At 57.1% G+C, this 25,081-nt stretch carries 24 protein-coding genes and 3 pseudogenes; 23 read left to right on the plus strand and 4 right to left on the minus strand.

The features are described from left to right. The 13 genes and pseudogenes from EGJ09_RS13140 to EGJ09_RS13200 form a co-directional block, all read left to right on the plus strand. Positions 1-295: ABC transporter permease (locus EGJ09_RS13140; RefSeq protein ID WP_125924087.1), on the plus strand; the 295-nt coding region annotated here is incomplete at its 5' end. A gap of 266 nt (positions 296-561) precedes the next feature. Beyond that, positions 562-1,653, plus strand: a complete 1,092-nt coding sequence (gene psrA, locus EGJ09_RS13145; protein WP_115274721.1) for an iron-containing alcohol dehydrogenase PsrA — start codon at positions 562-564, stop codon at positions 1,651-1,653. A 113-nt stretch (positions 1,654-1,766) separates the two neighbouring features. Then, complete coding sequence (locus tag EGJ09_RS13150; RefSeq protein WP_125924088.1) at positions 1,767-3,062, plus strand: MFS transporter; 1,296 nt, start codon at positions 1,767-1,769, stop codon at positions 3,060-3,062. Positions 3,063-3,105: 43 nt separating this feature from the next. Then, positions 3,106-3,626, plus strand: a pseudogene (locus EGJ09_RS13155) (LysR family transcriptional regulator). Positions 3,627-3,653: 27 nt separating this feature from the next. Further along, positions 3,654-4,481, plus strand: coding sequence for a phosphonoacetaldehyde hydrolase (gene phnX, locus EGJ09_RS13160; protein ID WP_125924089.1), 828 nt, complete (start codon positions 3,654-3,656; stop codon positions 4,479-4,481). 77 nt (positions 4,482-4,558) lie between these two features. Continuing rightward, complete coding sequence (locus tag EGJ09_RS13165; RefSeq protein WP_125924090.1) at positions 4,559-5,113, plus strand: alkaline phosphatase family protein; 555 nt, start codon at positions 4,559-4,561, stop codon at positions 5,111-5,113. A 308-nt stretch (positions 5,114-5,421) separates the two neighbouring features. Beyond that, positions 5,422-6,705, plus strand: a complete 1,284-nt coding sequence (locus tag EGJ09_RS13170; RefSeq protein ID WP_125924201.1) for an OprD family porin — start codon at positions 5,422-5,424, stop codon at positions 6,703-6,705. A 242-nt stretch (positions 6,706-6,947) separates the two neighbouring features. Then, positions 6,948-7,823: a LysR substrate-binding domain-containing protein gene (locus tag EGJ09_RS13175; protein ID WP_125924091.1), complete on the plus strand. Its 876-nt coding sequence runs from the start codon at positions 6,948-6,950 to the stop codon at positions 7,821-7,823. 198 nt (positions 7,824-8,021) lie between these two features. Continuing rightward, the gene (locus tag EGJ09_RS13180; RefSeq protein WP_125924092.1) at positions 8,022-9,542 is read left to right on the plus strand and encodes an aldehyde dehydrogenase family protein; all 1,521 of its coding nucleotides are present in this window, start codon (positions 8,022-8,024) and stop codon (positions 9,540-9,542) included. An 84-nt stretch (positions 9,543-9,626) separates the two neighbouring features. Then, positions 9,627-11,498, plus strand: coding sequence for a methyl-accepting chemotaxis protein (locus EGJ09_RS13185; protein WP_125924093.1), 1,872 nt, complete (start codon positions 9,627-9,629; stop codon positions 11,496-11,498). A 71-nt stretch (positions 11,499-11,569) separates the two neighbouring features. Further along, positions 11,570-13,525: an acetate--CoA ligase gene (acs, locus tag EGJ09_RS13190; RefSeq protein WP_125924094.1), complete on the plus strand. Its 1,956-nt coding sequence runs from the start codon at positions 11,570-11,572 to the stop codon at positions 13,523-13,525. Between the two features lie 185 nt (positions 13,526-13,710). After that, positions 13,711-14,334 (plus strand): annotated as a pseudogene (locus EGJ09_RS13195) (hypothetical protein); the annotation flags it as partial. Continuing rightward, positions 14,331-14,599 (plus strand): annotated as a pseudogene (locus tag EGJ09_RS13200) (PAAR domain-containing protein). The pseudogenes EGJ09_RS13195 and EGJ09_RS13200, both read left to right, overlap by 4 nt. A 36-nt stretch (positions 14,600-14,635) precedes the next feature. Here the strand turns inward: EGJ09_RS13200 and EGJ09_RS13205 are convergent. Next, positions 14,636-15,547 (minus strand): LysR family transcriptional regulator, encoded by a 912-nt coding sequence (locus EGJ09_RS13205; protein WP_115274730.1) that lies wholly within the window; start codon positions 15,545-15,547, stop codon positions 14,636-14,638. A 184-nt stretch (positions 15,548-15,731) separates the two neighbouring features. Here EGJ09_RS13205 and EGJ09_RS13210 point away from each other — a divergent pair, with 184 nt between their 5' ends. The 8 genes from EGJ09_RS13210 (at position 15,732) to EGJ09_RS13250 (ending at position 22,132) form a co-directional block, all read left to right on the plus strand. Beyond that, the gene (locus EGJ09_RS13210) at positions 15,732-16,787 is read left to right on the plus strand and encodes a tartrate dehydrogenase (RefSeq protein ID WP_125924095.1); all 1,056 of its coding nucleotides are present in this window, start codon (positions 15,732-15,734) and stop codon (positions 16,785-16,787) included. 98 nt (positions 16,788-16,885) lie between these two features. Next, the gene (locus EGJ09_RS13215; RefSeq protein ID WP_125924096.1) at positions 16,886-18,232 is read left to right on the plus strand and encodes a dicarboxylate/amino acid:cation symporter; all 1,347 of its coding nucleotides are present in this window, start codon (positions 16,886-16,888) and stop codon (positions 18,230-18,232) included. 26 nt (positions 18,233-18,258) lie between these two features. After that, a complete protein-coding gene (ttdA, locus tag EGJ09_RS13220; protein WP_115274733.1) occupies positions 18,259-19,158 on the plus strand; it encodes a L(+)-tartrate dehydratase subunit alpha in 900 nt (299 codons plus the stop codon). Continuing rightward, on the plus strand, positions 19,155-19,763 hold the full coding sequence (ttdB, locus tag EGJ09_RS13225) for a L(+)-tartrate dehydratase subunit beta (protein WP_115274734.1): 609 nt from the start codon (positions 19,155-19,157) through the stop codon (positions 19,761-19,763). The genes ttdA and ttdB overlap by 4 nt, the downstream gene beginning before the upstream one ends. A 262-nt stretch (positions 19,764-20,025) precedes the next feature. Further along, complete coding sequence (locus tag EGJ09_RS26760) at positions 20,026-20,328, plus strand: hypothetical protein (RefSeq protein ID WP_046786133.1); 303 nt, start codon at positions 20,026-20,028, stop codon at positions 20,326-20,328. Positions 20,329-20,827: 499 nt separating this feature from the next. Then, the gene (locus tag EGJ09_RS13240) at positions 20,828-21,124 is read left to right on the plus strand and encodes a hypothetical protein (RefSeq protein ID WP_115274735.1); all 297 of its coding nucleotides are present in this window, start codon (positions 20,828-20,830) and stop codon (positions 21,122-21,124) included. A gap of 237 nt (positions 21,125-21,361) precedes the next feature. After that, the gene (locus EGJ09_RS13245; RefSeq protein WP_080952109.1) at positions 21,362-21,694 is read left to right on the plus strand and encodes a hypothetical protein; all 333 of its coding nucleotides are present in this window, start codon (positions 21,362-21,364) and stop codon (positions 21,692-21,694) included. 108 nt (positions 21,695-21,802) lie between these two features. Continuing rightward, positions 21,803-22,132: a hypothetical protein gene (locus tag EGJ09_RS13250; protein ID WP_371316878.1), complete on the plus strand. Its 330-nt coding sequence runs from the start codon at positions 21,803-21,805 to the stop codon at positions 22,130-22,132. A 33-nt stretch (positions 22,133-22,165) separates the two neighbouring features. On the opposite strand, the gene EGJ09_RS13255 is transcribed toward EGJ09_RS13250, so the two are convergent. Then, positions 22,166-22,363 (minus strand): hypothetical protein, encoded by a 198-nt coding sequence (locus EGJ09_RS13255; protein ID WP_046786136.1) that lies wholly within the window; start codon positions 22,361-22,363, stop codon positions 22,166-22,168. A gap of 198 nt (positions 22,364-22,561) precedes the next feature. On the opposite strand from EGJ09_RS13255, the gene EGJ09_RS13260 reads away from it, so the two are divergent. Together EGJ09_RS13260 and EGJ09_RS13265 are read left to right on the plus strand one after the other, a co-directional pair. Continuing rightward, the gene (locus EGJ09_RS13260) at positions 22,562-23,350 is read left to right on the plus strand and encodes a lipopolysaccharide biosynthesis protein (protein ID WP_125924097.1); all 789 of its coding nucleotides are present in this window, start codon (positions 22,562-22,564) and stop codon (positions 23,348-23,350) included. Between the two features lie 85 nt (positions 23,351-23,435). After that, the gene (locus EGJ09_RS13265) at positions 23,436-23,936 is read left to right on the plus strand and encodes a methylated-DNA--[protein]-cysteine S-methyltransferase (RefSeq protein ID WP_046786138.1); all 501 of its coding nucleotides are present in this window, start codon (positions 23,436-23,438) and stop codon (positions 23,934-23,936) included. A gap of 41 nt (positions 23,937-23,977) precedes the next feature. Here EGJ09_RS13265 and EGJ09_RS13270 read toward each other — a convergent pair whose 3' ends face one another. Then, a complete protein-coding gene (locus EGJ09_RS13270; RefSeq protein ID WP_125924098.1) occupies positions 23,978-24,220 on the minus strand; it encodes a hypothetical protein in 243 nt (80 codons plus the stop codon). Further along, entirely contained in the window at positions 24,217-24,960 is a 744-nt protein-coding gene (locus EGJ09_RS13275; RefSeq protein WP_125924099.1) for a carbon-nitrogen hydrolase family protein, read from the minus strand. The genes EGJ09_RS13270 and EGJ09_RS13275 overlap by 4 nt, the downstream gene beginning before the upstream one ends. Positions 24,961-25,081: the final 121 nt, after the last annotated feature.

Raw genomic sequence — 25,081 nt, forward strand, 5'->3', positions numbered from 1 at the left:
ATTGCAGGCAACGGGCGCTCGACCGCTGCAGGTGATTGTCTTCGGCGTATTACCGCAAGTGATTACAGCCTGGATTGCGGTGGTGCTGTACCGCTTCGAGGTCAACCTACGCTCGGCGACGGTGCTGGGCATGGTCGGCGCGGGTGGCGTCGGCTTTGAGCTGGTAAGCAGCCTGAAGCTGTTCAAGTACCAGGAAACCGCCACCTGTATTCTGCTGATTACCTTGATGGTGGTGCTCGCCGACCTGCTTTCCAGCCGCCTGCGCCAAGCCATCCAGGGCTCGGCTCGTCACTGATTTTTCCTCTCTCCACCAACAACAAGGAACTGCCTATGCGTGCCGGTTTCCACAATCCTGTCTCGACCGTATTCGGCGCTGGCACGCATCGCCGAGCTGTGCCCAAGCAAAGTCGCTTTAGTAACGTTTCCGGAAGCCGCGCAGCTAGGGCTGCACCATGTAATCGGTTGAGCCGATAGTGACCTTCAAACAATCGATTTGAGCTATATAACCGTGGCGCTGAATATGACCACACCTTCCAACAACAATAAAACCAAGGAGTCGTCATGACTGCTCGTTTCCACAACCCGGTCGATACGCGCTACGGCTATGGCAGCCTGAAGGAACTGGTTTCCCTCACAGACCATCAAAAAGTCGCGCTGGTCATTTTTCCGGAAGCTCGTAGCCTGGGTCTCTTGGAACGTATTCAGGGTCTGCTGGGCGATCGCTTGGTATACCTCATCGAAGATGTGCAGCCTAACCCAGATGTGGCTCAGTTGCGCGGCACTTATGAGCGCTTCTGGCGCGAGGCTGCAGACTGTGAAACCGTAATCGCCGTTGGTGGGGGTAGCGCCATTGACACTGCGAAAGCGTTGATCGTAGGCACCGAAAGCGGCACCTTTGATGAGTTGCTGCGATTGCTGGCAACAGGTAAGCCTTTCGTGCCTGCTTGGACTAAGGCACTTATCGCAGTACCTACTACCGCGGGAACTGGCAGTGAAGTAACCCCGTGGGCGACGATCTGGGATAACGCGAGCCAGAAGAAGTACTCGCTACACCTGGACTGCACCTGGCCCAAGGTTGCTATCGTTGACCCAGAATTGATGTTGACCGTGCCGGCTGGCGTTACTGTCTCAACCGGCTTAGACGCGTTGTCTCATGCGCTGGAATCGATTTGGAATGTCAATGCCAATCCAGTCTCGGATAACTTCGCCATTTCCGCCATCCACGACATCCTTGAGTGCTTGCCGCAGCTCTATCGCGATCTCTCCAATAAGGAGTTGCGTTCGCGCATGGCGCTGGCTGCGCTTAAGGCTGGTATGGCTTTCTCTAATACCAAAACGGCACTTGCCCACTCCATTTCTTACGAAATGACCCTGCGTTATGGGCTACCTCATGGCATCGCCTGTTCCTTCACACTGCCGCTGGTCCTGGGCTTGGCCTGGGGCCGGGATGAAGCGCGCGACCGTACCCTGCAACAAGTATTTGGCAGCGACCTCAGTACCGCGCAGTCGCAACTGCGTGCGTTCCTTCACGCTTTGCAGGTAAAGACCGAGTTTACCGACTATGGCGTGTCGGCCAAGGAGGCGGAAGAAATTATCGCGTTTGCCATGCAAGGCGCGCGAGGCAAGAACTTCATCGGCGCTCAAGCCGCCTAGGGACGAATTTCCATTAGCTGCGGCGTTTGTTGCAGCGGTTTCCTGATGCACCAAAAAAGAGTGCCACCCCCGCCTGTTAACGGCTGGTGGGAACGAACAAAAAGGAAAACATCATGAATCGTGCCGACACCCTGTCCGCTCTTGCAGTGCCGACGTCATCCTTCCGCGTGGCTCAATGGCGCATGCTATTGGCTGCTATGTTGTGCTACCTATTCTTCTATACCGGGCGACAAACCTTCGGTTTTGCCATCCCCGGCATTCAGGCTGAGTTTGGTTTTACCAAAGAAACCCTGGGCTGGGCATCGGCCGTCATGCTGTGGGCGTATGCCATCGGTCAGGCCATTAATGGCAATCTCGCCGATAAGTTCGGCGGCCGGCGCATCATGAGTCTGGGCGCGGTACTGTCCTGTGGCGCCAACTGGGTAACCAGTTTCGCCGGCGGCCTCGCCAGCCTGATCCTGCCATGGGGTATCAACGGTTACTTCCAAGCTTTGGGCTGGGCGCCGGGTAGCCGCTTGCTGTCGAACTGGTGGAGCGCCGGCGAACGCGGCAAGGTCTATGGCTTCTATGTATTCGCCGCCGGCTGTGCATCGGTACTGTCGTACATCACCTCGATCGTTGTCCTGGAGGTCTTCCAGCTCGAGTGGCGGTGGATCTTCCGGCTGCCAGTATTGTTGATGCTGGCAGGTGGCATCCTGTTCTACCTGGTCGCTCGTGAACGTCCGCAGGACCTCGGCTTTGAACCACTTGCCGACACCGGTGTGGCCAATGCTGGCGATAAGGACCACGAAGTTGCCGACGGTGAAGTGGAAACTTCGGCGCAGCGTTACAAAGCTGTGCTGAAAAACTTCCGTCTGATTATTGCGGCTGTATCCCTTGGCTTCCAGAACGCCGCCCGCTATGGCTTGATCGTCTGGGTGCCGGTGCACTTCATGGGCGCTGACTGGAAACATGGTGACGGCTTCATCGACCCTAAATGGATCACCGTTGCATTGCCGGTAGGCATGGCAGTCGGTGCACTGAGCAATGGTTGGGTATCCGACAAGCTGTTTGGCTCCAAGCGTTATCTGGCGATCATGCTCTACATGTTCCTCGGCGCTGCAACCAGCCTGTGGATGTGGAGTCTGCCTGCCCACAGCGGTATTGGTCTGGTAGCCCTGTTCCTTTGCGGCTTCTTCGTCTACGGCCCTGCTTCCAGCTTCTGGGCACTGTGCCCTGATCTAGTCGGTGCCAAACGTGCTGGCACAGCCACCGGGATCATGAACTTTTCTTCCTACCTGTTCGCAGGCTTGGCAGAGCCGCTAATTGGTTCAATGCTCGACAGCACCGGTAACACTTCGCTGATCTTTATCGTAGTGACTGCGGCCTGTCTTTCCAGCGCAACCGTAGCCCTGTTCATCCGGCGCTGAAGCTTGCAACTTGTACGCTGACTCGCTTATCTAGGCGCCTCATATGTATCAACACAATGAGTGGTTCCGCTCCTTCCATACCGTGGCAAGTACGGGCAGTTTCGCCCTCGCCGCTGAGTACCTCAGCGTCGGTCGGCCGACTGTAAGCGAACAAGTCGGTGCTCTTGAGGAGAAATTCGCGGTGGAGCTTTTCCACCGCGACGGGCGCTGGTGTTGCGCGTATCACAATCGCGGACCCGGCAGCGGCTCGAAGACTATTGCCAGCAGCACGGTGTAACACTCAACTGCGTGATGCAATTGAACAGTCGTGAGGCGATAACTCACGCGATCATGCAAAACATTGGTATCGGTTTCGTCTCTGTTGTGGAATATATCGCGTTACCCGGAGCATGTCCGGTGAGCTTTATCGATGAGCCGCTACATATTGAGTACTACTTATGCTGTCTGCGCATTTGTCGTCAACGATCACTGATTGAAAACTTTTCAGTGATGCGAGTGCTGAACAGCTATTGCGTTAAAACCTGTATACAGCCCTGTAACATGGCTAATGATCTTCGGGGTTGATCATTAAAAACTAAGTGGAGTATCAATATGAACTACGAACAACCGAATCAACTTAAAGCTGTCGTTCTGGACTGGGCTGGCACTGTTGTAGATTTCGGCTCTTTCGCGCCGACTCAGATTTTTGTCGAAGCCTTTGGCGAGTTCGGTGTTGCAGTTACTCTTGAAGAAGCCCGTGGCCCAATGGGCATGGGCAAATGGGATCATATCCGTACTCTTTGCGATGTGCCGGAAATTGCCGAACGTTATCGCGCGGCCTTCGGACGTACTCCGACTGACGACGACGTGACCGCCATCTATGAGCGCTTCATGCCGCTGCAGATCGAAAAGATTGCGGTGCACTCGGCATTGATTCCAGGCGCTCTGGATGCCATCGCCACGCTGCGTAGCAAAGGTCTGAAAATCGGTTCGTGCTCCGGTTATCCCGCGGTGGTCATGCAGAAGGTCGTCGATCTGGCCCGTGAGAACGGCTATGTCACTGACCATGTGGTAGCTACCGACGAAGTGCCGAACGGTCGTCCTTATCCCGCACAAGCGCTGGCTAACGTGATCGCCTTAGGTATCGACGACGTCGCGGCCTGCGTGAAGGTTGACGACACCTGGCCAGGTATCCTCGAAGGTCGCAGCGCAGGCATGTGGACGGTGGCGCTGACCTGTTCGGGTAACGCTCTCGGCTTGACCTATGACCAATACAAATCCTTGTCTTTGGAGGTCCTGGCAGAAGAGCGCGCGCGTATTGTCAAGATGTTCGAAGGCTCGCGTCCGCACTACCTGATCGACACCATCGCCGACCTGCCGGCAGTGATCGAAGACATCAACAAGCGTCTGGAACGCGGTGAAATGCCACAATCGAGCTAAGTGTGAATTAGTTCGCAGGGCGCTGCCTGCTTCTGCTCCTGGCAGCAGCAGGCAGCATTTTACAGAAGGACATTCACATGACCAATGCTGTAAGTGTCAATGGAACCAAATATAGCTGGCCAAAGCGACCGATTGTCGTTATTTGCATCGATGGCAGCGATCAGAGTTACTTACAGCGTTGTCTCGGACAGGCCTCGATACCCGGCATTCAAAACTTTATCAAACAAGGCTTTTCCAGTGCGGTTAATGGTTTGATATCTTTATTCACCTGCACAAGCAACATGTCTATCATCACGGGGAGACCTCCGCCCAAACACGGCATTTCCGGTAACTACTATCTGGATATCGAGACGTGGCGACCTGTGGTGAAGGCCGGCCCGGAATTGCTGCGTTGCGACACCGTTCTTGCCGGCTTTGCTCACGCCGGCGCCACTGTGGTGTCCGTCAACGCCGAAGAAAAATGGCGTCGACAGCTGGGCAAAGGCCTAACTGCCGGCCCTGGCCAAATCAGTTTTTCCGCAGAAGCCGCACGCCCCTGCACCTTGCATGAAAAACCGAGTGCCGTGGCAACGCCAGTCCAGAAGCCATCATGGCAAGGATCGGCGCCATCGACGGGGTTGAACCAATCTTGAACAAATCTGGAGGGTTTGCATGGCACCGGTAATGTGCCCAGGGTGGATTGTCCGAAGCCACTTTCCCTGTGATTATCAATCGCCCGCTGAACAATAAAATACCGCATGCGTGCTGCGGCGCGTGTTCTAAATTATTATCACGTGTTTGACCTGGCTGTAGATGTAATGCAGCAACTAACATGCTTGTGAACGCCGAAAATCTTTATTTGCCTTACTCAACCGTTTGTTCGCCGAAACCTGATTGTATGGGCTGCCACCAGCGCACCCGTGTGCTTGGGTGTATTACTCAACGTAGAGATCAAACAATAATGAAAACAAGACCTCATCACTACCTGAAAACCGCAGCGTGCATAACCCTGGTGCCATGTGCATCTAGCGCCTTCGCGGACTTTATCGGTGACAGTAAAGGTTCACTGGAGCTGCGAAATTTTTATTACAGCCGCGACTTTCGCGATGGTGCCCCGAGTCAATCAAAGCGCGAGGAGTGGGCTCAAGGTTTTATCCTGAACCTACAGTCGGGTTTTACCGATGGTACGGTTGGTTTTGGTGTCGACGCGATCGGGATGCTCGGGTTGAAACTTGATTCCAGCCCAGCCCGCACCGGCACAGGTTTGCTGCCGCGTGGGTCCGAGAAACGCGCTGAAGATGATTATTCAAAGCTGGCAGTAACCGCCAAGGCACGCTTTGCGCAATCAGAGTTGCGTATTGGTGGGTTGAATCCGGTACTGCCACTGTTGTCGTCGAACAATAGCCGCTTGTTGCCCCAGGTATTTAATGGTGCCCATCTTGTCTCTAAGGACATTACCGGCCTGAACGTTACGGCGGGACAGGTCGACTCAGTTAAGCAGCGAGATTCATCCAGTTCCGATGATCTCACATTGACCTCCCAGTTTGGAGGTTACGCTGCAGTAACTGGTGACCACTATTCCTATGGTGGCCTGGACTATCAGGTGCTCCCCAACCTGACACTTTCTTATCATCTGAGTGAGCTTGATGATATTGTTCGCCGGGACTATCTGGGGATAAAGTTCCACACGCCGCTAGGCGCAGGTAAAGCCTTTGTCGAAGCCCGCTACTTTGACGCTCGTGAAACCGGACGCAAGCTTGTCGGCGAGGTGGAGAACCGCACATTCAGTAGCAACATGGGCTACACCATTGTTGGGCACACCCTGAGCGGTGGTTATCAAAAGAGCTCTGGCGATACTGCGTTTCCCTATATTTCCGGTACCGATACCTACCTGTTTGCCGAAATGCTAGTGAGCACCTTCTCGTTGGCCAATGAACAGGCTATCTACGCGGGGTACGGGTACGACTTCGCTGCACTGGGTATCCCTGGCCTGACGTTCAACTTGCGTTATGTCAAGGGTGACGACGTTGACCCGACCAACATCAAGACATCCAAGTCTGCCGCGTTGCGAGCCCTGGATGAAGAGGGGCATGAGTGGGAGCGCAGCACCGATATCATCTATGTTGTTCAATCCGGTCCACTGAAGAATTTTTCGCTTCGGTGGCGAAACGCGACCAATCGTTCAAACTATGCGGACAGTGGCGATGAAAACCGGGTGATCGCCAGTTATGTGATAAATTTCTAAATTATGGGCTGTCGATTCTGCTTTGCATGCATTGGCCGCGTGCTGTTGTAAAACAAACGTTTCCCTCTAGGTCGTCGACCCTTTGCGTGCCAATCCCCCCTCGTAGAAAATACGTGGATGGTCGGCGACCTCTTTTTAATCAGAAAAACGGTCTATGCTATAGGCAAGGACCCTATCATCTGGCCCTTGCGGGTATATGCCTTTTGGATTGACGATCAGATGCTCTAACAAAGAGATTAAACATGTATCAGTATCATAAATGGCTACGTTCGTTTCATGCTGTCGCACGTACAGGAAGTTTTACCCTGGCGTCGGAATACTTGAGCGTGGGCCAATCTACCATCAGTGAGCAAGTCAGCGCACTGGAGAAAAAATTTTCCGTAGAGCTGTTTCACCGGCGCGGCCGATATATCGAGCTAAGTGCTTCCGGACATATGCTATACGATATAACGCAGGGCTTGTTTGGGCAGGAAGATGAAGCGATCCAGTTGTTGCAGAGTTTTCGTCAGCGCAAGCACGGGATGTTGCGGATTGGTGCCGTTTCACCGCCGATTGCCATGAGCCTCACCTATTCGCTGATGCAGAAGCATCCAGACGTAGAATTGGAAACTTCGTTCACAACGGAAACGGGAACGCTTGACCGGCTGTATAACTTTGATATTGATATTGCCATATTGGCGTTGTCCGAGTTTGACCCTCGCCTTAGTACCCAGTTGTATCGGACCTGTCCGATTCTGGCGGTAGTGCGAGATGACCACCCGTGGGCAAGCCAGGACGTAGTAAGTGTAAAAGATATTGTTGGCCAACCTGTAGTACTACGGGAGGAGGGTTCGCGCACAAGGCAATTAGTGGAGGAGGGCTGCGCGGCTCATGACGTAAAACTTAACTGCACGATGCAGCTAAACAGTCGAGAAGCCATTGTTCATGCGGTCGTTCATGGCATCGGGGTGGGATTCGTATCATCAGTGGAGTATGCAGATCGGCCCGGGACCAAGGCGATCGCCTTTGTCGAACAACCTTTTACCATCAGCTATTACCTCTGCTGCCTGCAAACCCGTCGCAACCGGCCGATGATTTCCGAACTGTTTGAGGAGAGCGCCCAGCCACCGGTCCAGTAGCTCGCACCCTTCTGCCGTCGTATCGCTCCAGCCGTTCAAGCCCTTCGAATAATCGATTTGAGCTTGAGCCAACACCTGATAACTCTATAGCGGCACCAACGCGATGGCGGTGGGCCACCCGCTAATCCAGGCGGAAGTTTTACCTGACACGCCCCGTCCCAGGCTCCTCCAGCTAAATACAATAACTAGGAAACAATAATGCGCTACGCACATCCCGGTACTGAAGGTTCCAAGGTTTCCTTCAAGCTTCGCTACGGCAACTTTATCAACGGCGAGTTCGTCGGTCCGATCAACGCTGAATATTTCACTACCACGTCTCCGGTCAATGGCCGGCCGATTGCCGAGTTTCCGCGCTCTGGCGCTGACGATGTCGAAAGCGCTCTGGATGCGGCGCATGCCGCTGCAGATGCTTGGGGGCGTGCGTCGGTTTTGACACGCTCGACCATACTGTTAAAAATTGCCGATCGCATCGAACAGAATCTTGAGCTGCTGGCCATTACTGAAACCTGGGACAATGGCAAGCCGATCCGCGAAACGCTCAACGCCGATATTCCGTTGGCCGCCGACCACTTCCGATACTTCGCCGGTTGCCTACGCGCCCAAGAGGGCAGTGCTGCTGAGATCGACAGTAACACCGTGGCTTACCACATTCACGAGCCGCTCGGAGTAGTCGGACAGATCATCCCGTGGAACTTCCCCATCCTGATGGCTGCCTGGAAACTGGCACCCGCCCTGGCTGCGGGTAACTGCATCGTGCTCAAGCCGGCGGAGCAAACGCCGCTGGGCATCACTGTCCTGCTAGAAGTGATTGGCGACCTACTGCCGCCTGGCGTGCTCAATATCGTGCATGGTTTCGGCCGTGAAGCCGGTGAGGCACTGGCCACCAGCAAGCGCATTGCCAAGATCGCTTTCACCGGTTCTACCCCAGTGGGCTCGCACATCATGAAATGTGCTGCCGAGAACATCATTCCTTCTACGGTAGAGCTGGGCGGCAAGTCGCCGAATATCTTCTTTGAAGACATCATGCAGGCTGAGCCGAGTTTTATTGAAAAAGCCGCCGAAGGCCTGGTGCTGGCATTCTTCAACCAGGGCGAGGTGTGCACCTGCCCATCGCGAGCTTTGGTTCAAGAGTCGATCTACCCGGCGTTCATGGCTGAAGTGTTGAAGAAGATCAACCAGATCAAGCGCGGCGATCCGCTGGACACCGACACCATGGTCGGCGCCCAAGCGTCCGAGCAGCAGTTCGACAAGATCCTTTCCTATTTGGAAATCGCCGAACAGGAAGGCGCTGAACTGCTTGCTGGCGGCACGGTGGAGAAGCTCGAGGGCAGCTTGTCGGCGGGTTATTACATCCAGCCGACCCTGCTCAAGGGCCACAACAAAATGCGTGTGTTCCAAGAGGAGATCTTTGGCCCGGTCGTCGGCGTCACTACCTTTAAGGACGAAGCGGAAGCCCTGGCGATTGCCAACGACACCGAGTTTGGCCTTGGTGCAGGCCTGTGGACCCGCGACATCAACCGCGCCTACCGCATGGGCCGGGGCATCAAAGCGGGCCGCGTATGGACCAACTGCTACCACCTGTACCCGGCTCACGCCGCGTTCGGTGGCTACAAAAAGTCTGGCGTCGGTCGCGAAACCCACAAAATGATGCTCGATCATTATCAGCAAACCAAGAACCTGCTGGTCAGCTACGACATCAATCCGCTCGGCTTCTTCTAATCCCTTGGTAAGCGCTCTCGGCAGCCATTCGCACGCGCTGCCGGGCGCGGGCAATGCGATCAGCCCGCCTCGTTGGAGTTCTTGATGAAGATCCGTTACAAGGTAAGTCTTGTGGCCGCCTGTGTGCTGTTCGTCACCACTGGCCTGTTGTCGCTGCTGCAGATTACTCAAGTGCGCGAACTGTTGCGCGAGCAGGTAGAGGCGAACATCGCGGAAACCAGCAATACCATGGCCAGGCAGATTGAGAACTGGCTCAATGGCAAATTGCTGTTGATTGATCTGGCTGGCCAGGCCATCAATAGCCAGTACAGTCCCGAGGCCACTCAACGCGTTCTCGATTCGCCGGTGCTCAACACAGAATTCAAAATTGTCTTCGGCGCCTACGATTCCACCGGAAAGCCGCTGATTACCAGCGCTTCCTGGAACCCCCAGGCTGATTATGATGGGCGTACGCGGCCATGGTATGGGGTGGGTAAAGCTGCCAATCATGCCGTGTTTACTGAGCCCTACCCCGATTCCACCACCGGCGAGATTCTGATATCTGCGGTGAGCAAGGTCAGTGATGTTGGCCAGACTATCGGCGTGTTCGGCGGGCAGATTCATTTGAAGGCGGTAGCAGACGCTATAAACACCCTAGACTTCGGTGGTGCCGGCTATGCCTTTCTGCTAAGCAAGGACGGCAACATTATTTCGCACCCGCAAACCAAACTGAATGGCAAGTCCTACGGTGAGGTTTTTGCCGGTGATCTTCCGCCTCTTGAGAGCAAGCTGCGCGAGATCAACCACGACGGCAAGACCCTTCTCGTCGCTTTCATTCCCCTTAGCCAACTCAAGGGCATGGACTGGTACATTGGCATCGTTCTGGATGAAGGGGTGGTGATGGCCGCTGCCCGTGTGCTGGGCTGGCGCGCGGTTGTCGACACCGGCCTTGGCGTGTTGATCAGCCTATTGCTCCTCGGGGTCTGGGTGAAAATGTTGCTGCGTCCACTGGACCGCCTGAAAGACTCGTTGATAGACATCAATGACGGGCAAGGCGACCTAACCCGTGAGCTGCCCGTTACCGGCAACGATGAAATATCGCTGGTTTCGGCACAGTTCAACCGGTTTTTGCAAAATCTCCGGACGCTCATTGGCGATGTGGTGAGCAGTGCCCAGCACGTGCGTGAAAGCACGACGGTGGCCTCGGTGGAGGCCAGCCAGACGGCCGACCGCGTGCAGACGCAACTGCAGGAACTGGAGCAATTGGCCACGGTCATGCAGGAGATGGCTTCCACCGCGGAAGAGGTCGCCGGCAATGCGCAGGCGGCGGTGACCGCTGATGAGCAGACTGTCAACGGCGTTGCCCTTGTTTCGCGCTCGACCAACGCAATTCTGCGTCTGGCAGAGGAAATGGACGCTACCGGCTGTGCCATCAATGAGTTGTCCCTGCTCAGCCAGAACATTGAGTCGATTCTCTCGGTGATTACCAGCATCGCCGATCAAACCAATCTGCTCGCGCTCAACGCCGCCATCGAAGCGGCATGCGCGGGCGAATCCGGGCGCGGCTTTGCCGTGGTTGCCGATGAGGTGTGGTCGCTTGCGTCGAGAACCCAGCACTCCACTCAGGAGATACGCCAGATGATCGACCAGTTGCAGTCGGGCGTTAAACAAGCGCAATCACGTATGCAATTCAGCCGGGACACAGCCAGCAAAACGGCGCAAGACGCGATCGCTGCTAACGGGATGCTTGAACGCATACGGGAAGCGATCAACCGGATAAACGACATGAACCTGCAGATCGCTGCGGCGGCTGAACAGCAGAGTGCTACGACCGAGGAAATAAACCGGAATACCACAACGATCCGCGATATCAGCGTTGAAGTTTCCGGTAGCGCGGAACAGCAGGCCAACCAGTGCTCGGCCATGGTCGAGCATGTCGGGGAGCAAGATAGGCTGCTGGGGCGATTCAGTATTTGATCGCTTTGCGTGAGCTCGTGTGCAGCTTCAGCTGATCCAACAAAAACAATTTTGACACCGAGGTAACACAGATGAGTGCGGCTCCACTGTATCCCGTTCGTCCCGAGGTTGCGGCCACCACCCTGACCGACGAGGCCACCTACAAGGCCATGTACCAGCAGTCGGTGATCAACCCGGACGGCTTCTGGCGTGAGCAGGCCCAGCGCATCCGCTGGATCAAGCCGTTCACCAAGGTCAAGCAGACCTCCTTCGACGACCATCACGTCGATATCAAATGGTTCGCCGACGGCACTCTGAACGTTTCCTCCAACTGCCTGGACCGCCACCTCGAAGAGCGCGGCGACCAGTTGGCCATCATCTGGGAAGGCGACGACCCTTCCGAGCACCGCAACATCACCTACCGCGAACTGCACGAGCAAGTCTGCAAGTTCGCCAACGCCCTGCGTGGCCAGGATGTGCACCGCGGTGACGTGGTCACCATCTATATGCCGATGATCCCCGAGGCCGTGGTCGCCATGCTCGCCTGTGCCCGTATCGGTGCGATCCAGTCGGTAGTGTTCGGCGGTTTTTCACCCGAGGCGCTGGCCGGCCGTATCATCGACTGCAAGTCCAAGATCGTGATCACCGCCGACGAAGGCGTGCGCGGTGGCCGGCGTACCCCGCTCAAGGCCAACGTCGACCTGGCGCTGACCAACCCGGAAACCAGCAGCGTGCAGAAGATCATCGTGTGCAAGCGCACTGGTGGCGACATTGCCTGGCACCAGCACCGCGACATCTGGTACGAAGACCTGATGAAAGTGGCCTCCAGCCACTGTGCGCCGAAGGAAATGGGCGCCGAAGAGCCACTGTTCATCCTCTACACCTCCGGCTCCACCGGCAAGCCCAAGGGTGTGCTGCACACCACCGGCGGCTACCTGGTGTATGCCGCGCTGACCCATGAGCGGGTGTTCGACTACCGCCCGGGCGAAACCTACTGGTGCACCGCCGACGTCGGCTGGGTCACCGGCCACAGCTACATCGTCTACGGCCCGCTGGCCAACGGTGCGACCACCTTACTGTTCGAAGGCGTGCCGAACTACCCGGATATCACCCGGGTGTCGAAGATCGTCGACAAGCACAAGGTCAACATCCTCTACACCGCGCCGACCGCGATCCGCGCCATGATGGCCGAGGGCCAGGCCGCCGTGGCCGGTGCCGACGGTTCGAGCCTGCGCCTGCTGGGCTCGGTGGGCGAGCCGATCAACCCCGAGGCCTGGAACTGGTACTACCAGACTGTCGGCAAGCAGCGTTGCCCGATCGTCGACACCTGGTGGCAGACCGAGACCGGTGGTGTCCTGATCAGCCCGCTGCCCGGCGCCACGGCGCTCAAGCCGGGCTCGGCGACCCGTCCGTTCTTCGGTGTGGTGCCGGCACTGGTGGATAACCTGGGTAACCTGATCGAAGGTGCCGCCGAGGGCAACCTGGTAATCCTCGACTCGTGGCCGGGCCAGTCGCGTTCGCTGTATGGCGACCACGACCGTTTCGTCGACACCTACTTCAAGACCTTCCGTGGCATGTATTTCACCGGTGACGGTGCTCGCCGCGACGAGGACGGTTACTACTGGATCACCGGCCGGGTGGACGACGTGCTCAACGTTTCCGGCCACCGCATGGGTACCGCCGAGATCGAGAGTGCCATGGTCGCGCACCCGAAAGTCGCCGAGGCGGCGGTAGTGGGCGTGCCGCACGACATCAAGGGGCAGGGCATCTACGTGTATGTCACCCTCAACGTTGGCGAGGTGCCGGACGAGGCGCTGCGCCTGGAGCTGAAGAACTGGGTGCGCAAGGAGATCGGCCCGATTGCCTCGCCGGACGTGATCCAGTGGGCGCCAGGGCTGCCCAAGACCCGCTCGGGAAAGATCATGCGGCGAATCCTGCGCAAGATCGCGGCTGCGGAGTATGAGGGGTTAGGAGACATCTCGACGCTTGCCGATCCAGGGGTTGTACTTCGTCTGATTGAAACACACCGAAGTATGGCCACTGCATGAGATAGTTATGCCCGCCCTCGCACCTGCCAGGACACGTTGGAGGCAATATTAATCTGACAAGCGGACGATGAAACCACCTTATCAATAGTCCAATGTGCCAGCAATACACCGAGGTGCTGGCCCAAAACTCCTGGTTAACTTTGTTTTTCGAGCGGTTCGCTGCACCGGGTTGTCTCAGATGATCATCGCAACTACCCACCTTGTGGAAAACCCTCAATAACCGCGGCCCAGGCCATTTCGAACCGTCGCCCTGGCTGCCCGTGCGCTGGACCGAACACCAGTTGAAGGAGTTCGACGCAGCGCCAGTGCTGGGCTACCTGCACCGTCCGATCAAGGTTTCCATGCAGGACGAGCACGGCAAGCGCCTCAAACCCGCGTTGCAGGCCAAGGCCTTGCAGGCAGGTTGGCTCAGGGCCCTCGACACGCTGCCTGATGGGCAAAAACCGGTGCGCGTGTTCTATGACACCACTAACAACGCTGAAGCAGAAATCGCCCTGACCAACGCCTTGCACAGCCTCAATAGCGATGGCCAAGGCCTGAATGTGGGCAATGTCGACGAGGGCTATGACATCGGTCGACGCCTGGGCAATACCGGCGTCAGCAGCGCGCTGGTGGAAATCAACCTGGCCACCATCGCCAGCTACCACGACGGCGGTGCCAGTGCCGTGGTGTACGCCGGCAGCGACGGCAGCCTCACCGTGCAGATGATCAGCCCGCCAGATGAGGCACGCAAAGTGAAGAACCGGCGCAACCGTGGTGCTGACCCCTTCAAGTATGGCCTCCCAAGTGTCGGGCGACCCAAGGCATGAACCGTCCCATCTGCCTGGGCGACCCAACCAGCAGCGGGGGCAGCGTGCTGTCATGCCAACTGGCTGGCACGCACGCCGTCAACGGTAAAACGCCAGCGGTGCTGGCGACAAGGCCAGTTGCCCGCTTCACAAAGTGGTTTTTGCGTTTATCGAGGGGCATCCAAGCCGACGCATGAACGGTAAGCCGGTGGTGCTGCAGGGCCATCGGCTGGCATGCGGGTGTCACGGCGTGGTCAGCCATGCGCTGACTGTGAGCGTCGAGTAGTCACGGGTTTCAGACCGCCCAACCTCAAACTGCCATTCACTCGGCATCTTCCACATGATCAATATGAGCGAAGCGCTCCACGAGAAAGTCGATAAGGCTGCGCAACCTCGCTGACAGGTGTAGCTGCTGAGGATAAACCGCATAGACATCCGCCCGGGTTGGTGTTTCGTCTTCCAGCACCAGGCGCAGCCGGCCGCTGCGTACATAGCGGGCTATATCCCATTCGGCGCGCATCAGTATCCCGTAACCTTCCAACGCCCAGTTCAGGGCCACCTCCCCGTCATTGCAGCCCAGGGCACCGCGGACCTTGATGTTCTGCGTACGGCTGCCAGTGGTGAAACTCCATACGCCATAAGGCGTTTCGTTCTGCCGGATGAAGATGCAGTTGTGCTGTTGCAAATCAGACAGGCGCATCGGCGTGCCGTGCTTTTCCAGATAAAGCGGCGAGGCGCACACCAGTCGGCGATTGGAGGCGATCTTGCGGGCGTGGAATGCGGCATCCGGCAGTGTACCGAAGCGGATCCCGAGGTCAAAACCGTGGGTTGCCAGATCCAAGGGATGGTCGGTGATTTCCAGCTGAATTTCCACCTCTGGATAACGGCTGAAGAACGCTGCCAAGGCCGGCCCGATATGCCGTCGACCAAAGCCGAGGGAGGCGTTCACGCGGATAAGGCCTTTGGGCGTCGCGCGGCTACTGACGACCATCTGCTCTACCTCATTGATTTGCGTGAGGATGCGCGCAGCGTGAGAAAAGTAAAGCTCGCCCTCCGAGGTCAGGCTCATCGAGCGGGTGGTGCGGTTGACCAGGCGAACACCAAACCGTGCCTCCAGCGCTGCCAAGCGTTTGCTCACTGCCGGGGGGGTTACGCCGAGTTCGCGTGCCGTGGCCGCGAGGCTGCCCTGGGTGGCGAGCAGGTGGAAAAACGAAAGGTCAAATGTCTGATTCATGGCTGGCTCGAAGCGACGATGGGCTCGTACAGAATGTGCCCCATGATTGATAACCTCAAGTAACTTTTGAAGTTATTTTGAGTAGCTTATTTCCTTGGGATTTCTGCTTACACTCTGCTCACATCCTGTCGCCTTGGTGTGATCGGCAGGGAAAACAAGAATATCCAAATGAAGGTGTCTACTCATGCATGCGTACAACATTGCAGCTGTCCCAGGCGATGGAATTGGTATTGAGGTTATTGCCGCAGGCGTTGAAGTACTGAAAGCGCTGTCAAGAAAATGTGGGTTCGAAATCTCCTTCAAAGACTTTGATTGGAGCTCGGAGAGCTACCTGAAGAATGGCCATTACATCCCTGAGGGTGGGCTGGAGGAGTTGAAAAGCTTCGACGCTATTTTCTTCGGTGCCGTGGGTGCCCTGAATGTACCGGACCATATTTCCCTATGGGGCCTGCGTCTGCCGATTTGCCAGGGTTTCGACCAGTTCGCCAACGTGCGTCCGGCTCGTGTACTGCCGGGCGTGAAAAGCCCGTTGCATAACGGCGACCAGATCGACTGGGTCGTCGTGCGTGAGAACTCAGAGGGTGAGTACTCCGGTAATGGTGGCCGCGTGCACCGCGGCCTGCCAGAAGAAGTGGCTACCGAGGTATCGGTATTTACCCGTGCCGGTGTCGAGCGCATTCACCGTTTTGCTTTCCAGCTGGCACAGAGTCGCCCACGCAAGCAACTGACCATGGTGACCAAGTCCAACGCTCAGCGTCATGGCATGGTGCTGTGGGACGAGATCTTCTACGAAGTCGCCAAGGACTTCCCGGATGTGAAGATCGACAAGGAACTGGTTGACGCAGTGACCACGCGCATGGTCCTAAAACCGTCCACACTGGACGTGATTGTCGCCACCAACCTGCACGCCGACATATTGTCCGACCTGGCCGCCGCGTTGTCTGGCAGCTTGGGCATCGCACCGACCGCCAACCTCAACCCGTCGCGTCAATTCCCTTCGATGTTCGAACCTATCCATGGTTCTGCCTTCGACATCACCGGCAAAGGCGTAGCCAACCCGATTGCGACCTTCTGGACTGCGGCATTGATGCTCGAGCACCTGGGTGAGGCGGCTGCCGCCAGGCAGTTGATGTCGGCCATCGAAGCAGTCACCGAAAGTGGCCTGCAAACCCCCGATCTGGGCGGCACAGCGACTACTCGCCAGATCACCGATGCGGTCATCGCGCTGATTGATCGCTGATTGAACAGAACCGTAATTTAGACAATGCGCCGAGAGACGGGTCGTTGATCTGTCTTCTCGGTATTACCTGACAAGAATAAAAATTCAGGGGTCCTGTCATGAAAAGCATTCTGGGTAAGTTATATGTCCAAGTACTGATCGGGGTGGCCGCCGGTGTACTGCTAGGTGTTTTTTGGCCGGATATCGGCACTGACCTGAAACCGCTTGGCGATGCGTTCATCAAGCTGATCAAGATGGTATTCGCACCCATTATTTTCGCCACGGTGGTGTTGGGCATCGCCAAGATGGAGAACATGAAGGAGCTCGGCCGTGTGGGCGCTCGAGCGCTCATCTACTTTGAAGTGCTTTCTACATTCGCCCTGGTCCTGGGCCTGCTGGTTGTCAACTTCGTCAAGCCAGGCGCCGGAATGAACATTGATGCGACGCACCTCGACGCCTCTAGCATCGCTACTTACACCTCGGCTGCGCAGGGTGGCGACGGTATCACTGAGTTCTTGATGAAAATCATCCCGGCCAGTATCACCGATGCGTTTGCGCAGAACCAGATTTTACCGATTCTGCTGTTCTCTACCTTGTTCGGTATCGCGTTGGCGCATCTGGGGCCGCGTGGCAAACCCATGGTCGATGTGCTGGAGTCCTTCTCCCACGGCATGTTCTATATTGTCGGCATGATCATGCGACTTGCACCGCTGGCGGCGTTTGGCGCCATGGCTTTCACCATTGGCAAGTACGGTCTGGGTTCGATCGTATCGCTTGGCAAGTTGGTGGCGACTATGTACGTCACCTGTTTCCTGTTTGTCGTGGTCGTGCTCGGTTTCATCGCTCGCTTGTCCGGCTTCAGCCTGTGGAAGTTTCTCAAGTACCTAAAGGAAGAACTGTTCACTGTCCTGGGTACCAGTTCTTCAGAGTCGGTCGTGCCGCAACTGATGAACAAACTTGAAAAGGCAGGGGTGTCCAAGCCGGTAGTCGGCCTGGTGATTCCGTCCGGGCTGACGTTCAACCCCGATGGTCAGTGCATCTACTACACCATGGCAGCCATCTTCATCGCCCAAGCTACCAACACGCCTCTGACCCTAATGGACCAGTTGATCGTGCTGGGCGTGTTGTTGCTGACTTCCAAGGGTTCTGCGGGTGTCACCGGGTCCGGTTTCATCACACTGGCAGCCACCCTGGCGACGATGGACAAGATTCCGGTAGCCGGCATGGTGCTGCTGCTCGGGGTGGATCGTTTCATGTCCGAAGCCCGCGCTATCACCAATACGATCGGAAATGCAGTTGGCACCATGGCGATCGCCAAATGGGTCGGAGCACTCGATAAAAAGCAAATGGACCTGGCCCTGAATACTCAGCCAGCCGCGGCGCCAGACTCGACTGAGCAACAATCAGGTGCATCGAATCGAGCAGTGCAAACACCAATAGCTGGCCTTTTGAGCCCGCACGAATAGCCCAGTGATGCTGTGAGGAGAAAATGATGGATAAAGAGTCAGCTGTACTATCGCTTACCGAGACGATGGCGAAGTTTACCGCCTATATCGGCAAACGCCTGCCAACCGACGTGAAGAAAAAAACCGCGCAATTGCGGGCCGCGGAAACTAACCCGCTCGCCATTGCTGTCTATGACTCAATGGCTGAGAACCAGGACTACGCCGACAAACTCGACCGCCCGAGCTGCCAGGACACCGGCGTGATCCAGTACTTCATCTCGGCAGGCGCGAGCTTCCCCTTGCTCAGCGAGCTTGAGGGCATCCTCGAGAACGCCACCAAGGAAGCCACTATCAAGGGCCCGCTGCGTCACAACGCGGTAGAGACCTTTATCGAAAAGAATACGGGTACCAATACCGGTTCGAAAATTCCATGGCTGGATTGGGAGATCATCCCCAACGCCGATTATGCAATCGTGGACGTGTACATGGCCGGTGGCGGTTGCACGCTGCCTGGTTCGGCCAAAGTGTTGATGCCGGGTCAAGGATATGAAGGCGTCACCGAATTTGTCTTTGATGTGATCACCTCGCGGGGCATCAACGCGTGCCCGCCGTTGCTGGTTGGCGTCGGCGTGTCAACATCAGTGGAAACCGCTGCGCGTCTGTCCAAGCGGGCAATCCTGCGCCCGGTGGACTCCAGCCACCCCAATGAAAGTGCGGCTTTGATGGAGCAGTTGCTTGAAGAGGGCCTCAACGAGATTGGTATCGGTCCGCAAGGGTTGACCGGCAATAGCAGCGTCATGGGCGTGAACATCGAGTCGTCCGCTCGCCACCCATCAACCATTGGCGTGGCCGTGTCCACTGGTTGCTGGGCACACCGGCGCGGCAAGATCCGTATCAACGCCGACCTGTCTTACGACATTCTGTCCCACGAAGGAGTTGTTCTGTGAAAAAGATCCTCAGCACCCCGATCAAGGACGAAGATCTCGCAGACCTTAACGTTGGTGATGTGATTTACCTGACAGGGCAGTTGGTCACCTGTCGCGACGTGGCACACCGTCGCCTGATCGAGCTCAAGCGTGAACTGCCGGTCGACTTGCGCGGTGGGGCCATATTTCATGCTGGCCCGATCGTGCGCGAGAAAGACGATGGCACCTTCGAGATGGTTTCCATCGGCCCGACCACCAGCATGCGGATGGAAAAGTTCGAGAAGGAATTCATTGAGCAGACTGGCGTAAAGCTGATCGTCGGCAAGGGCGGCATGGGCCCCGAAACCACCACTGGGTGCCTGGAAAACAAGGCTGTGCATGCGGTGTTCCCCGGCGGTTGTGCAGTACTCGCCGCAACCCAGGTGGAAGAGATCGAGCGGGCTGAGTGGCAAGATTTGGGAATGCCCGAAACGCTTTGGGTCAATCGCGTGCGGGAGTTTGGCCCGTTGATCATCTCCATCGATACCAAGGGTAATAACCTGTTCGAGCAAAACAAGCTGCGCTTCAACGAGCGCAAAGGCTCGGTGATCGAAAAAATCAACTCACAGGTTCGCTTTATCAAATGATGGAGAAGGTTGGCCACGGCGCTTAGCTGTGGTCGTTCCTGTCCGTCGCAGCGAACCACCAGAATTTTTCCCTGCAAAGCCCTCGGCGATCATCAAGCTGCCGCGCCCAGCCTGAAGTTGTACAAATCCTTGATTTTGTAACGGTTATTTAACCGGTGGTCCGATTCAGCCCACAGTTCCGCTTGTACCGGTTGTGCGGTCGCACCGCTTCGCTATGGTGGTATTTGGCCATTCCAAATAGACATCAGTCGGAGGAGGCGGCATGCGAATTCGCGGAGAAACTTATTGGCTGTGGGCGGACCCGACCCTGCATCACCGGGAGCACGATGAGGCTCTTTATAACGGCACGGTTATCGATGTTCAGGTGAGGCTGTCGCGCACAGGCGCTACGCAGATGTTCATCGGCGTCTATGCGGCCGCTGGTACCGCGCTTCACGAGGAGGCGTTCGACTCGAGGCCCGGCGAGTCGATGACCAGAGCGCTGGCGTGGGGCGTGGGGCGTGCACGCCGAATTGCCACCGAGGGTCTGGTTGCTATGGGTAGGCCCGCAACCTGCTTGAAATAGTAAGGATTGCGCAGGAGTACAGATGTACTCTGACGTGCTGGTCCGGCTTCACCGGGGCAGGTAACTTGACGAGGACAACGGAACGCACGCGTGAACGCACCAGTCGTATTTGCAGCAAAGGTGCAATCAGGGCGCCCCGTTGGAGAATCAGATGAACCTTCAGTCCACCAGTCATGATCTTTATGTGCATTCGTACCTTGGTTACCAGGCATCCATTTACGTTCTGTGGGAGTCGTGCACTGACTCACCGACCGGAATGCTGGTGGAGGTCGGCCGGCCCGGCAGCGTCTCGAGAACGCTGCGAGTGAGTCGGGCATTTTCGTCCTCGACGGAGGCCATACTCGAAGGCAAAGTGATGGCTGAGCAGTATGTGCAGAGCCAGGCGGGCAGAGCATGATGCTCACCGCTCGATGCGAAAGCATTTATGGCCGGCAATGGTCCGGTTCCAGGGCCTTCGTCTATCACTGTATATAAGGGTTAACCGGATCAGGAGGTTTGAATGAAGCGGCGAGTGCTGGGCGTTGTTCTGATTTCTGTTGCAGGGATGGCCAACGCAGGCATCCCATTGGTGAATGCCACATGCCCGGGCGGAATCGAAGTGCACGCGGATGAAGGCGGCCCTGTCTACATAAATGCCAAGGAGGCAAAACTGAAGAAATTCAGTGACGCGTACTACGAAGCCAAGGGCGATGGGGTTACCGTCTCTATCATGGTCAACCCGGATGAGTCTGTGGGGGTCTCGTACACCGGCAAGGGGCGTGCAAATGGCGTTTGTGAGGTGGCCGAGCAAGATTGAGCGGTGCTAATGGCAAAGCGGCATGGCGTGTTCCCGTCAGCTTGCAAATAGGGTAGGGCGCTGCCACATCCCCTATAGCGAAGAAGAATATTGCTCGGTTATCACTGAGGGTTAATATGGGATTGGCCAAAAAAACGAAAAAGGGCGTTGCTCGTTAGCTATTTTCAAAGGGTTGTTGAAGGGGGCGCCGGAGTGTGTCGCGTGAAGAACTCTAGATCGCTCGCAAGCGCAATACTGATGTCAGCGTTGGCTGCAACTTTTATGACGGGGTGTGCACAGAACCCCGATGTTCGGGATGGGCATGATCACACCTCCGGTATCACCGAGAAGAGCCCGCCGGATTATCTGGGGTGCGTCAAGGAAGAGATGCATGGGAGTGCAACCACCTATGAGGTGGGTAGTGGTGATTCGGTGCGTCTGTTCGTCGACAGTACTGACCCCAACACAGCCAATGGCCTTGTAGAGTTGCGCAGCTACGGCACGCGTCAGCAGTTCATGGCCTATCAGCGCGATGCCTGGTATGACCACGGGCGGCTGCTCGATGCAGCCCTCATGTGTTCGAAGGCCTAGCCAGCCCGCCGCAAACCTGAGAACAAAAGCCCGCGCCCCAGATGCGCGGGCTTTTTGTCATGCAAAACCATGGTTAAAATGCATCCTGTCCACTTGAGTCAAATGCAAATGCCTAACTTTCGCATCTCTTTTTGCTACGCACTGGTCGTCACCCTGGCCGGTTGTGCAAACCCAGGAAAGCCAACAGCCAGCAAGCTGACCCGCAAATCGCCAGAAGTCTATGCCGCCTGTGTATTGCCCAAGTGGCAAGCGTTGGCGCCACTCACGACGCAAAAATCCATTTCCCATGGCTACCGCCTGACCGCACCCAGCGCAGTGACTTCCGATGAAGTCCTGGAAGTGTTGGAGTCCGGTGAGGGCAGCCGGGCGACTTTCTACAAAGGCAGTTTCCTCTCGGGCAACAAGTTGCGGCTGGCGGCCCGGGAATGCCTGGATTGAGGTGATGCCTGCCCCCTGGCAGTCCCATGGCTTCTAGGCTTTCAGATTCATCTGACGGCATTGCACCTGCGCATCTTCTTTGCAGGAGTAACTGGGCTTGAGACGCTCCTTTGCTTGATTGTCGTAGATGTCGTAGCCGCCGCAGACGGTAGCTGCGTAATAGCGACCAGCGACGCGGAAGGATTCCCTTTCGATAGGCACTGCGGGAACGATAACGAATCTTGGTTGCATTGTTCGTGCCTCCCCAGGCAGAGAGTTAAGTATTAGTACCGCCAGGGGTAACCGGCAAGGCGACTCATGCATAAAAGAGAGTCGTCGCGTGAAACGAACGGCAAGACGTTGGCCAGATTGTGTAAGGGCTTTGTAAAAGGGATCGTTCGGTGTCCGAGGGGTATTGTGTTTTAGGTACTCCAAACCGATGATGGCGCGATGAATATATCTCCGTCACAGCTCGATGCCGAGCGCGGCGCGTTCTCAGGTTTCGAGGCGTGCCGAAACACCCAGAAAGGGCCGGTGGTGATTCTTGCGTCGGGCGCTTCTGCCAAACAGTTCCCCCTGCTTGAATTTTCACACCTCCCTGTGATTGCCATGAATGGTTCGGTTTCCCTCACCGCTGCGTGTGCCGTGAAGCCGTTCTTTTACATCTGCACCGACAAAAGCTTTCGCACACAGCAGCCAGAGCTGTTTGCCTTGGCGTTGCGCGATAGCCGGCGCTTGGCACTGTGGCCAGAGCAGTTCGTCGGCGCTGACATCCCGCCCGACACCGAGTGTTATCCGCTGCATAAAGCCGACAACCCCGGCATGCTCGACGGGTTGCGGGGGCACGGCGCAACCCATGTCTGCAGCAGGGCGTTGTGGAGCAAGCGGGCGCGGTCGATCGCCTTCAGCAAAGACCTCTCAAGCGGCTACTTCGATGCCCGGACAGTGGTTTATGTCGCCCTGCAACTGGCGTATCACCTGGGGTTCGAGCAGGTGTTGCTGGTGGGTGTTGACCTCGACCAGTCATTAGGGCGCTTTTACGAGAACGGTGAGGGGCAGCATTCCCCCTGTGGGCTCGACCAGCACTGGGAGAGCCGCATACTGCCGTCGCTGACGCTGATGGCCGAGCAGGTTGTCAGCGAGCGATTCCGGGTTTACAACCTGTCCGAGGTTTCTCGCATACCTGCGGCGTTGATCCCCAAAATCGACCTGGCCCAAGCCCGCCGCATCGCGAGCTGAGTGATTGCCTGAGCAAGAAAGCGGATGCGCGAGGTGTGGGCCGGCGCTAAAGTGCCCGGACCTAGCCCTGCAGTGAGAAACAAGCATGTCCAGCGCCTTCACCCTGATGCAGTCCCCGGTCGGCACCTTGACCCTGGTGGCCCGCGGCGAGCGCCTGGCCGCCGTGCTGTGGGAAGAGGAGCGGGAAAACCGCGTTCGCCTGGGTGAGGTGCATCGGGATGATGAGCAGCCAATACTGCGCGAAGCCGCTCGCCAGTTGGAAGAGTACTTTGCCGGCAAGCGCCAACGGTTCGAGTTGGCACTGGATTTTGCCGGCACCGCCTTTCAGCGCCAGGTGTGGGCGGCGTTGCTCACCATTCCGTTCGGCCAGACCCGAAGCTACAGCGATATCGCCCGGCAGATCGGTAACCCGAGCGCCGTGCGCGCGGTCGGTGCGGCCAACGGCCGTAATCCGATCTCGATCATTGCCCCGTGCCACCGCGTGATTGGCGCATCCGGGAGCCTGACCGGCTTTGCCGGGGGGATGCCGGCCAAGCAGTACCTCTTGGCGCTTGAGGGGCAACAAAGCCTGACTTTGGACCTTTAGCCAGGCTTTGTCCGCGAAAGGTCGCGACTGAACCTGAAAACTCAACTGACCCAATACACGGCCAGGCACACCACCAATGCCAGCGTCGAGCCCGCCATCAGCGTGTACTGCTGATGCGCTCGGCGGGCCTGTGGCCTTACTTCGCGCAGGTACTGCCCGGGCGGTGGCGCATCCGGGCGATGGCGCAACCCCTCGGCCAGCTCATTCAGCTGGCTGTTGATCAATAGCCCCACCAGATGATAGGTGCTGGCAAAGCTGGCCACTATCAAAAGCAGATACTTCATGCAGGAGGCATGCTCAGCGGTACGCCGATGGCGCTGGAGTTCGCGGTATCCAGCAAGATGATGCCTTCCTGGCGGCCGTCCAGCGCCGCCAGCAGGTTGCCCTGGCTGTCCCAGGCCGCCGAGCCGCCGGCACCCACGAAGTTGTCGGCCGGGCCCACACAGTTGGCCATCAATACCGGGATACCCAAAGTGCGAGCGACTTGCGGGTAGTGCTCATTGCCTTCACGGATGCCCTTCGCCGTCTTCGCCACGCTCACCAGGTACAGCTCTGCGCCCCTGTCGCGGGCTTGTGCTGCATGCGCGATGAACATCGACTCGTAACAGATGGCGGGTGCTATCTGCAGTTGCCCTGCGGCGAAAACCAAGGGCTGGTCACCGGCCGAGAAAAACGCCAGTTCGTCCTCGTGCAGCCGTTGTTTGGCGTAGGCCAGCCGCGGCTGGCCGGGGCGCAGGATCGGCATTGCGATCTGAATGCCATCTGCGGTGGGCAGTGGCAGGCCCACGGCTACGCAGATTGCCAGGCGGTCGCAGATTCGCTGCAGCGGATCGAGCCGGGCAGAGGTGAGCGGCAAGGCCACCTGCCTTGCCAGGGTAGGCTCGTAACCGGTCAGCGACAGCTCGGGGAACACCACCAGTTCGGCGCCCAGGTCTGCGGCCTGCTCTATGCAGTGCAGGTGGCGGTCGAGATTGACTTGTAGTTCGCCTTTGACTGATGCCAGCTGTACGGCACAGAGTTTCATGGGTAATTCCCTTCCCTGGTACAGATCGAAAGGCCGAGCATACTATCGGCAGGATCACCTGTTCCAGTGAAGGGTATTTCAGGAGGCCGCGGGCGTGGCGAAACATTGGCGAAACCAGTTC

The organism is Pseudomonas sp. p106 (assembly GCF_003936645.1).
Classification (GTDB): Bacteria; Pseudomonadota; Gammaproteobacteria; order Pseudomonadales; family Pseudomonadaceae; genus Aquipseudomonas; species Aquipseudomonas putida_E.